Here is a 10,123-nt window from a genome sequence, read left to right as displayed (position 1 = left end):
ACTTTGGAAGTATCATATCATATATAAGCTATTTTTATATTTAGGAAAGGACTATTTATTTAATAAGAGTTCAAAAAATTATAATAGTTAGAGTAAAGTAAAACTTTGAGGTAAGTGTTGTAGCTCAAGTTAAAAAATTGCTCCTTAAAAGTACCTGCAAAGAAATCTCAGATTAAACCCTAGTAAATTTATTGTTTGGAATAGTTGTTATATCTTATTTTTAAAACAAAAACTATTGCATATATCCATATATCGTAATATAATAATATATGGATAATAAAATATATTTATGGAGGGTTTATTTATGAAAAAGAGAAAATCTCATATGAGTTGGTCGTGGATATTTATAGTAAGTTTTTTTGTATTATCAATACTGGACTTTAGATTTGGAATATTAGGATTTATATGCATGGGTATGCCAATGTATCATGCTATAAAAGGGAGAGGAAAAATTCATTGTTCACATTATTGCCCAAGAGGATCTTTTTTAGGAAAGTTTTTGCAAAAAATTAGTTTGAATAATAATATGCCTAGCTGGATGAGAAGTAAAGCTGCCAAGAATTCTTTATTAGTTTTAATGATAACTATGTTTACAATTTCTATGATACATTCTTATGGAAGCTTTAGTAAAATAGCTTTTAGTTTATTTAGATTTATGGGAGTTTCATTTATTGTTGGTATTCTGATGGGAGTTATATTTAAACCAAGGAGTTGGTGTATTGTTTGTCCAATGGGTCATGGTGCAAATTTAATAAAAAAAGCCCAAGCTTCCAAAGTAAATAAAGAAATAAAAAAAGTTTCATAAAAAATAAATTTAGCAATAAAGTTATTTTCTGAATAGAGTGATAATTTATACATGTATAAAAATAATTTATAAAATAAAATATATTTTTAAAATTGTATTAAATTTAATATTAATATATTTAAATATTGACTTAATAATGTTATAATCAATGTAGATAGTAATCTGATAAATGTATATTAGATAAATCAAATGAGTTATTAGATTTATTTTAACGATTGACATTTACGAGTATTATAAATATAATTCTACTTGGAATGAGTTAATATAATTATTATTTTGTGTATAGATTATTATTTGAAAGGAGAAATTTATGCAGCGAAAACAAAATATTATGGTTTGTGTAACTCAGCAAAAAACTTGTGAAAGATTGATTTTAAGTGGTCATAAATTAATTAAGAATGAAAATGATAAGCTTTATGTTATACATGTTGTTAATGAAAAAGATAAGTTTCTAAATAATTCTAGTGATGGAGACGCTTTAGAATATTTATTTAGAGTATCAAAGGAAGCTGGAGCGGAGCTTACAGTAATTAGATCTAAAGATGTTATAAAAGCAATTTCTGATTTTGCTACTAAAAGAGAAGTTACAGATATAGTTATGGGTGTTTCACCAGATGGTGAAGAATTTGAAGAACATCCAATAGCATTTAAATTGAAGAAAATGCTTCCTAACTTAGAATTTGTAATAATATAGGACTAGGAGCATAAAATACACATAAATAATCTAATTTCATTGTGAAAGAAGGATTTTTTTAGCACATTGTCGAAGCAATATTTAATTGAACAATGTGTTTTTTTTATTGTAGAATCATACAGTTATTTTACGGAAAGTTAAGAATGTATTTAATTTACATAATATGAAGGCGTATGAGATCTATAGTAGAAAATTACAAGTTAATTTGTTTTTTGTATGAGCTAAAATTTCTATATAAAAAATACAATATATAAGTTAGAGGGGAAGATTATTATGGTTGATCATGTATTTAAGGATTTAGAAATTCTTGATATATTTTATGAAAATGATATGCAAAAGATTTTTATTTGTAGAGATAAAAAAGATAGTGAAAAAGTTTATGTTAATTCAATAATAGACAAAGAAATTTTAGAGAATATCAGTCTTCAAGGCTTAAAAGATGTATTCCCTAAAATTAAAGATGTAAAAGAATTTAGTAATAAAGTATTTATAGTATCCAAATATAATGATAATAATTTAGATACTTATCTTAAAGAAAATCATTTAAGTTTAAGCAAACAATTTAGCATTACTGAAAAAATAATGAATAAAATAGATAGTTATGATAACTTATCAAATTTTATGGTACAGGGGTTAGTAAATAAATATAATTTTCACGTTGATGTTTATGATGAAATAAATGATTTAGGGCTTTTTATTTTTGATAATGAACTTATTAATAATGCTCCTAATAGTTTTACAAAACCTCTTGCAGAAATCATTTCATATATTTTTACAGGTGAAGATAATAAAGAAGCTAGAGATGAAGGTTTGATACCACCTGATGTAAGTTCTATAATTAGTAAATGTAATGAAGAAGATTATATAGATATTGAAGAGTGTATAAAGGATTTTAAGGGATCTCAAATATATGGTTTAGTAAATTCGAAACCAGAAGGCGAAATAGAAAATGAGACTGAATCAGTAGAACAAATAATTGATGAAGATAGTAACAAGAATACAGATTCAGATTATAGAAGAAAGACAAGTGAGTTGAGAAATAATTTGTATACATATACAAGAAGAAGAAAACCAAGAAAAGGTGTCATAGCTGGTTTAGCAGCAATAATAGTTATTGGGGGATTTATTGCTTTTGGGGGATTAGATTTATTTAAAGGTGATAAGAATCCTGAAAAACCAGACAAGCCAGTAATTGCAGATGATAGCCAAGGTAATAGCGGACAAGAAGATGTTATTGGAAATGATGATATTATTGGAGGAGATAATGACAATGTACCTGAGGATATCGACGAAGAAGTAATTGGTAATTTTTACAATGATGATTTTATAGCTAAATTTGCAGATGAGAAATTAGGATCATTGAGTAATGATAAAGTACATCGCGGACAGGATTCAATTAAGATATCTCATAATCAAGAGGGAGTAGCAGGTAAATATTTAGTAGCAGGAATAGATTTGGATGACAAATTCAAATCATATAAAGGTAAAAAATCAGAATTATCCTATTGGATGTATACAGATGAAGGACAAGAAGTGACAGTTACACTTGATTATTTAAAAGATGGTAACAAAATATCATCAACAAGCAAAAAAGTTTATATTCCACAAGGAACATGGGGACTAGCAAGCACTGAAATAAATAACAATAAAGCTGATTATGTAAAGGTATATGTAACGACTACAAAGAAAAGTAATATATGGATTGATACGTTGGATTTAGACATTCTTAAATAAATTGTATGTAAACCTGAGTTTGAGTAGCTCAGGTTTTAAGTTATTATGGAGAGATTAAATATGACAGATATAAAAATTGATAAAATAATTAAATCAAAGAGAAAAACAATTTCAATAATAATTGATGAAAACGCTGAATTAATTGTAAGGTGTCCATTAAATACATCTAAAGAATACATTGACAAAATAGTGGCGAAAAAATCCAAATGGATTAAAGAAAAACAAGAGCTTATTAAAAGTCGTAACAAAATATACGGTAAGAAAGAATTCGTTGACGGTGTAATTTTAATGTTTTTGGGTAAGAAATATAAATTACATGTAACAAATACTGTTCAAAATATTGATATTACAGATAGTAATATTTTATTGCCTAAAGCTTATAAAGACAATGCATATTCACATATTGTACAGTGGTATAAAAATCAAGCCATGCAAATAATTCTAGAGAGAGTAAAACATTATTCTAAAGAATTAGATATTAAATATAAGTCGGCTAAAATATCTAGTGCAAGGACAAGATGGGGATCTTGTAGCAGTAATAATACATTAAATTTTACGTATAGACTTGTAATGGCACCAATGTGTGTAATTGATTATGTAGTAGTACATGAGTTAATCCATATACTACAGCATAATCATTCAAAGCATTTTTGGGATGAAGTGAAAAAAGTTATGCCAGACTATCAAATACATAGAAAATGGCTAAAAGATAATCAAGGTATAATGAGATTTTGATTAACAAGCTTAGGAAATAATTTTATAAGATTTTTTGTAGTAACAACTAAGTAGCTGTCACAAGGCTCAAACTCAATTACTAATAAATCATGCTACATTATAGAAGTTAGTAAAAAAATGTATAACAAAGAGTAAAAAAAGCATTGAAGGAGTATTTATAGCATATATTTATGAATCGCATAATGTAACAAAGCATAAAGCCTTTCTTCGAAAATAAATAACAATTTTATAAAATTGTGGTATAATGAAATGTAGTATTAATACTGCATATAAGAGTTGTGTAATCAAGCTTAAATACGGTTTTGAAAAATATGTAAAAAGGTGATATTATGAAGAAAATAATGAGTATATTTTTAGTGATGATTTTTACATTAAATATTAATTGTGTAGCTATGTCTGAAAAAAGTAAAAATAAAGAAGAAATAGAAGAATTAGATGATATATATGAAATAGATGAAATGTTTGTAGATCTACAAAGCTATTATGATGATGACCTTAATATGTATGGGTATAAAAATGTTTTTGGGAAAGTTATAATAGAGCCTCAATTTACATCTGCACATAAATTCGATAAAGGAGTAGCTCTCGTTGAAGAAAAAAATGTATATAAATATATTGATGAAAAAGGTAATAATATATTCAATGAAGAATTTAAATATGCCAACCCCTTTAGTAATGGTTTGGCAGTAGTATGTAAAAATGATAAGTATGGATATATAAATAGAAAAGGACAATTAGTAATAGCCTATAAATATGACTATGCTAAAGATTTTGGAGAAAATAGTGCTATAGTAGAAATAAATAAAAAGTACCAATTGATAGATAGATTAGGTAGAGATTTAATTGGGTGTAATTATGATTACTTAAGAAAATGGTCAAATGGGTTATACGAATTAGGACAAAATGAATATAGCGGATTAATAACAGATAAAGGGGCCATTGTGGTTGCATGTCAATTCAATGATGTTTATGTATGTTCAAAAGAAATAATAGCTGTGAAAAAAGAGAAAAAATGGGCTTATCTAAATAGAAAAGGAAGATTTCTTACGGAATTTTCATATGATTTTCCTCACCTATTTAACGAAGGGTTGTCAGTAGTGGGGAAAGATGATAAATATGGATATATGAATGAAAGTGGAATATGTGTTATAAAATGTGTGTATGATTATGCGCATGGGTTTAGTGAAGGATTCGCAGTGGTAGAGAAAGATGGAAAATACGGGTATATAAATAAGAATGGAGAAAAACTTACGGAAATTGAATTTGATTATTGTCGACCTTTTTGCAATGGATTTGGTATTGTAATGAAAGATGATAAATACGGATATATAGATAATAAAGGTAATAATATATTTGGGTGTAGTTTGTATATGGCGAATGATTTTGAATGGGGATATGCAGAAATCATTAAACAAGGTGATGATCATGTTTTGATAAATAACAAATTTGAAATTATTGAAGATCACATAGAATCTTTTACATATCCTAAACTAAACAATGATGATGCAAAAATTTATGATGGGTATGTAGGTGTATATAAAAAAGGTAAATATGCATTATTTGATTCTGAAGGAAAAAACATAACGGGATATAAATATGAAAGTTTATTGTTTAGTACAGAAGGGTTAGTTAAAATAAAAGTATCAGGAGAATGGGGTTGTATAGATGTAGAAGGAAATATCATAATCAAACCTCAATTTGATTCGATTACAGATTTTAAAAACGGAAAAGCAATTGTATCAATAGGTGGTAAGACAGGGGTATTAAATAGATTAGGAGATGTTGATTGGAAATATATAGATACATACGAAAAGAGATACATTAAATCTGTAGCTGTGGACACAGATGGGTTTGATGTATTTAAACAACAGCTAATAGATGCAATAAAGAATAAGGATATGGAGTTTTTAAAAAATCATATAGATGAAGATGTATATTTCGATTATCCATCTGTTAAATACTGCAAACATGGAATAGATTTACTTTTTAGTACACATAGCTTAGAGGATGATATTTTTTGGAGTGAGATAATAAGAATAATAAAGCTAGGTGGAATTAAAGATACAAATCAAGATAGGGTAGTTTTCCCATATTTTTATTCGGATTTAGAAGAATATGATTTTGATGGAGATAAGTATGTAATATGCTTTAAAAAAGGTACTAAGGTATATTCTAAGCCTAATTTACAATCAGAGATAATTGAATCGTTAGATATGGAAATTTTAAAATGTAAAACGTTATTTGTGTTTCCTGTATTCTTAAATCAAGGAGATATGTGGTGTAACGTACAGCTTCCTACAGGGGAACGAGGGTATGTTAAATCAGATAACTTATGGAAAACATATAATTATCATGTGATTGTAGAAAAAAAGAATGCAAAATGGATAATAACAAGTATGACTAATTACTTATAAAGATTATAAAATGGTGCTAAACTTAATAAAGAGCGCTATCTTAAAATTATGAAGAATGATTTTAATAGTGATTGTATTGGAGTATACGTAACAAATTCTAATAAGAGTAATATATAAATTGATACAATAAGTAATCAATATTTCAGAGGAGATGTCTTAATAATATTTTAAGACATTTTCTTTAAGCAGAGAACCAAATCTTTGATTTGGTGTGAATCGCTTACTCCTAGGAACAAAGTGAGTAGGAGTATCATCATCAAACATATAGAATGCTAAAAGATAATTTAAATATTATGAAATTTTGATTAACAAACGGAGGTAATAATGTTAAACAGACTATTTGTGCCTATAACGGCCAAGCATTTAAATACACAAACTTATGTCGAAATACTACCATGTGATATCTTAAAACCTTTTATAAGGTGTTATTGGCAGTCAGAAAGTATGAATTGTACTAATATTAATACTGATACACATATAGTAATTCCAGATGGATGCATGGATATTATTTTTGAATATAATCACTTTACTAATGATATTAGTGTTAAATTTTGTGGCATGAACGACAAATTCTTTTATACAAAAGATACTAATGAAAAACATAAATTAGTATTTGGCATAAGATTTTATTTTTGGGCAGTAAGTTTATTTGCTGATGATACTATGAAAAAATCTAAAAATTGTTTTGTTGATATAGATAATTATTTTGTAGATTTTAAAAAGATCCTACTTGACAATTTGATAGCTAGTACATCATTTGAAGATAGAATAAATCTAGTGCAAATATATTTAATTAATAAACTAAAAGAGAAAAATAGGAATGAGACTTTTTTTAATTCAGTTTATTATATACTTAAAGCTAAAGGAATGATAAATATATCTGAGGTATGTAATTATGTATGTATAAGTCAGAGACAATTAGAAAGGTTATGTTTAGTAAATACGGGTATGTCACCTAAAAAGATTGCTGATATTGTTAGATTTCAAAATATATGGCAGGATATATATTATAATAAAAATATCGTTAGTATGGCAGATTTATCATATAAATATGGTTACAGCAGCCAATCACACTTCTTAAACGATTTTAAAAAGTATTTTGATATGACTCCATTACAGGTGAAAAGCAACCTTTATTGAAGTCGTTTTTTTGCAATACATATTTTTATTTGTATAGTAAAATAACCATACATTAATTTAATTATTAAGGAGGGCAATTAATTGAAAAAGCTGACAAAAGAAGCATTTTGTAAAGTTGAAAATTCAATATATAAATATGCTAGATTACTTGAAAAAAGTATTTATGAATATTATTTTTTAAGTGGTAGTGAAAAAAATGTGATAAATGAACTAAGAAAGTTTCAAAATGATGATGGCGGTTTTGCACGGATAGAGTCTGACTTTAGGATGGTAGCTTCATCTCCAATGGCTACATCAGTCGGATTAAGATATTTATCTAAATTTGATAAATTTGATGATGCCAAATTAATGATTAAAAAAGCGATAGTTTATTTAGAAAACGAATTTAATGTAGAAAGAAATGGGTGGTATGTTGGTTCTAAAAATATAAATAACTATCCTCATGCACCTTGGTGGCATTATAATGAAGATGAAGGAATGACAATTATTGATATAAATTGGGGTAATCCTACAGCAGAATTAATAGCTTATCTTTATAAGTACAGTGAATATGTAGAGCAGCTAAATGTAAATGAATTAGTAGAATATGCTGTATCGTACATAGAGGATAAACAAGTTTTTGAATCAGATAACGAAATATTTTGCTATATAAGAATGTATAATGTTTTACCAGATAATATCAAGCAAAAGCTTGAAAAAAGAATTGAATCAGCGATATCTCAAGTTATTGAATATGATGAAAGTAAATGGCATGAATATGTACCTACACCTATAAAATTTGTTTTAAATCCAAAAAGTAATAGCTTTGGGGTAATTAAAAGTAAAATAGAAAAAAACCTTGATTATATAGTCAACCAATTAGAAAATGATAACAAAATAATTCCTCCATGGGGAGAAAATTTCTACAAAGGAGATTTAAAGCCTGCTTACAATGAATGGATTGGGAAGCTTACTTTAGATGCATTGATGATTTTAAATGACTATCAAAGAATAGAAAAATAATTAGTTAGTTGCAGAACAAAAATTTAAATATAATATGTAAATAACAATGTTTAGCTCATAAGTTTTGGGCGAGGGGACCCATCTCATAATCTTTGACGGTGGTCAAGAGACCGTTTTAAGTAAATAACCAAAACCTACGATTTTGAGTTTTGTAACTAACTATGAATAGGTTTACGGGAGGTAATGATATGGAATTTAAATTGGCAGTATTAGCAGTTAAGGATATTAATATTTCTAAGAGGTTCTATGAAGAACTTTTTGATCAGAAAGTGGTTCTTGATTTTGGACGAAATGTAACATTTAGTGGCGGATTTGCAATACAACAGGATTTTGCATGGCTTACAGATTTACCTGCTAATTCTGTTATAGAAAAGTCTAATAACATGGAATTGTATTTTGAAGTGGATGATTTTGATATATTTATGAAAAGATTGAGAGATTATGGAGATGTTGAATATGTTCATCAACCTAAGAAACATGAGTGGCAGCAACGTGTTGTTCGCATTTACGACCCAGATTATCATATTATAGAGATAGGAGAATCTATGGCAATTATAGCGAAGCGTTATCTTGCTGAGGGTTATTCGATTGAGGAAACGTCAAAAATTATTCAACACCCAATTGAATTTGTTAAAATGTGCAAATAAAGATGATTAACATTATGATATAAATCGAAGGAAGCCATTTTGACTTCCTTCAATAATCTATCTCATATCCATATTAAAATGCAAGATACATATCATACCACTTAGCTCCACCATGAACTGATTGAGATACACCTTCATTAATAAATCCAAATTGCTCATAATATTTGATTAAATGTTCTTTGCAAGTAAGTAAAACTCTTATTCTACCATCATTTTTTGCAGCAGTAATAAAATGATTTATTAATTTTTTTGCATATCCATTTCTTTGATAATCAGGATGTACATCCAAACCGAAAATTGCTATGTTTTCACCATTTGGTATATGTAAATTCATATTTTCAAAAAATTCATCTTCAATATGTTTTTTATTAGTAGCTCCTCCATTAATAAAGCCTATAATTTGATTATCCAGTTCAGCAACAAAAAAGCCTTCGGGAAAACTTGAAATTCTATCCTTAAAAACATTTCTTTTAGCTGCTTCAGCTGAAGGGAAACAAACCGATTCTATTTCTGTGACAGAATCCAAATCTTCAGGCAAGACATTTCTTATTTTTAATACATTCATTCTAATAATCCACTACCTTTCGTATAATGATTTTATTATATGTAATATTTATTTAAAAATCAAGAAAGAATAATGTTTACTGGATAAGTGAGTTTTGTTATAATACATATTAACCCAGATTATTCATAGAAAATTATGAGCAGTGAACCTAAATCTTGATTTAGTGTGAATCGCTTACTCCTAGGAATGAAATGAGTAGTGAGTTTCATAGTAGAGAAGAATAGGAGATTCATTCATAAGGTTCCTTCTGATTATAACAAGGCGCAAGATGTCCCTCACCTCTATAGGTAGCGGGTATGATTATATTTAACAGGCGGTGCGCAATCTTGTGCCTTGTTGAAACGTTGTGTTGTAATTACTACGTAATTGCCTTCGAATTCACTGAAA

Annotated in this window: 9 protein-coding genes; 8 read left to right on the top strand and 1 reads right to left on the bottom strand. The window is 27.4% G+C overall.

Annotated features, from left to right (window positions below; translation table 11 throughout):
* Positions 1-304: 304 nt before the first annotated feature.
* The 8 genes from AYC61_RS19410 to AYC61_RS19375 all read left to right on the top strand — a co-directional run bounded on the left by AYC61_RS19410 (position 305) and on the right by AYC61_RS19375 (position 9,171).
* Positions 305-805, top strand: coding sequence for a 4Fe-4S ferredoxin (locus tag AYC61_RS19410; protein ID WP_066507098.1), 501 nt, complete (start codon positions 305-307; stop codon positions 803-805).
* Positions 806-1,115: 310 nt separating this feature from the next.
* Positions 1,116-1,499 (top strand): universal stress protein, encoded by a 384-nt coding sequence (locus tag AYC61_RS19405; protein ID WP_066507093.1) that lies wholly within the window; start codon positions 1,116-1,118, stop codon positions 1,497-1,499.
* A 273-nt stretch (positions 1,500-1,772) separates the two neighbouring features.
* Complete coding sequence (locus tag AYC61_RS19400) at positions 1,773-3,233, top strand: RuvC family protein (protein WP_066507090.1); 1,461 nt, start codon at positions 1,773-1,775, stop codon at positions 3,231-3,233.
* A gap of 60 nt (positions 3,234-3,293) precedes the next feature.
* The gene (locus tag AYC61_RS19395) at positions 3,294-3,968 is read left to right on the top strand and encodes a M48 family metallopeptidase (protein WP_066507088.1); all 675 of its coding nucleotides are present in this window, start codon (positions 3,294-3,296) and stop codon (positions 3,966-3,968) included.
* A gap of 329 nt (positions 3,969-4,297) precedes the next feature.
* Entirely contained in the window at positions 4,298-6,382 is a 2,085-nt protein-coding gene (locus AYC61_RS19390) for a WG repeat-containing protein (RefSeq protein WP_066507086.1), read from the top strand.
* Between the two features lie 324 nt (positions 6,383-6,706).
* Positions 6,707-7,522, top strand: coding sequence for a helix-turn-helix transcriptional regulator (locus AYC61_RS19385; RefSeq protein ID WP_066507084.1), 816 nt, complete (start codon positions 6,707-6,709; stop codon positions 7,520-7,522).
* 81 nt (positions 7,523-7,603) lie between these two features.
* Entirely contained in the window at positions 7,604-8,524 is a 921-nt protein-coding gene (locus tag AYC61_RS19380) for a hypothetical protein (RefSeq protein ID WP_066507083.1), read from the top strand.
* Positions 8,525-8,712: 188 nt separating this feature from the next.
* Positions 8,713-9,171, top strand: a complete 459-nt coding sequence (locus tag AYC61_RS19375; protein ID WP_066507081.1) for a glyoxalase/bleomycin resistance/dioxygenase family protein — start codon at positions 8,713-8,715, stop codon at positions 9,169-9,171.
* A gap of 73 nt (positions 9,172-9,244) precedes the next feature.
* Here AYC61_RS19375 and AYC61_RS19370 read toward each other — a convergent pair whose 3' ends face one another.
* Positions 9,245-9,736, bottom strand: a complete 492-nt coding sequence (locus AYC61_RS19370; protein WP_066507079.1) for a GNAT family N-acetyltransferase — start codon at positions 9,734-9,736, stop codon at positions 9,245-9,247.
* Between the last annotated feature and the right edge of the window lie 387 nt (positions 9,737-10,123).

Source organism: Abyssisolibacter fermentans (assembly GCF_001559865.1).
Lineage (GTDB): Bacteria > Bacillota > Clostridia > Tissierellales > MCWD3 > Abyssisolibacter > Abyssisolibacter fermentans.
The sequence above is the reverse complement of the archived record's forward strand: the minus strand, read 5'-3'. Positions and strand labels throughout refer to the sequence as shown.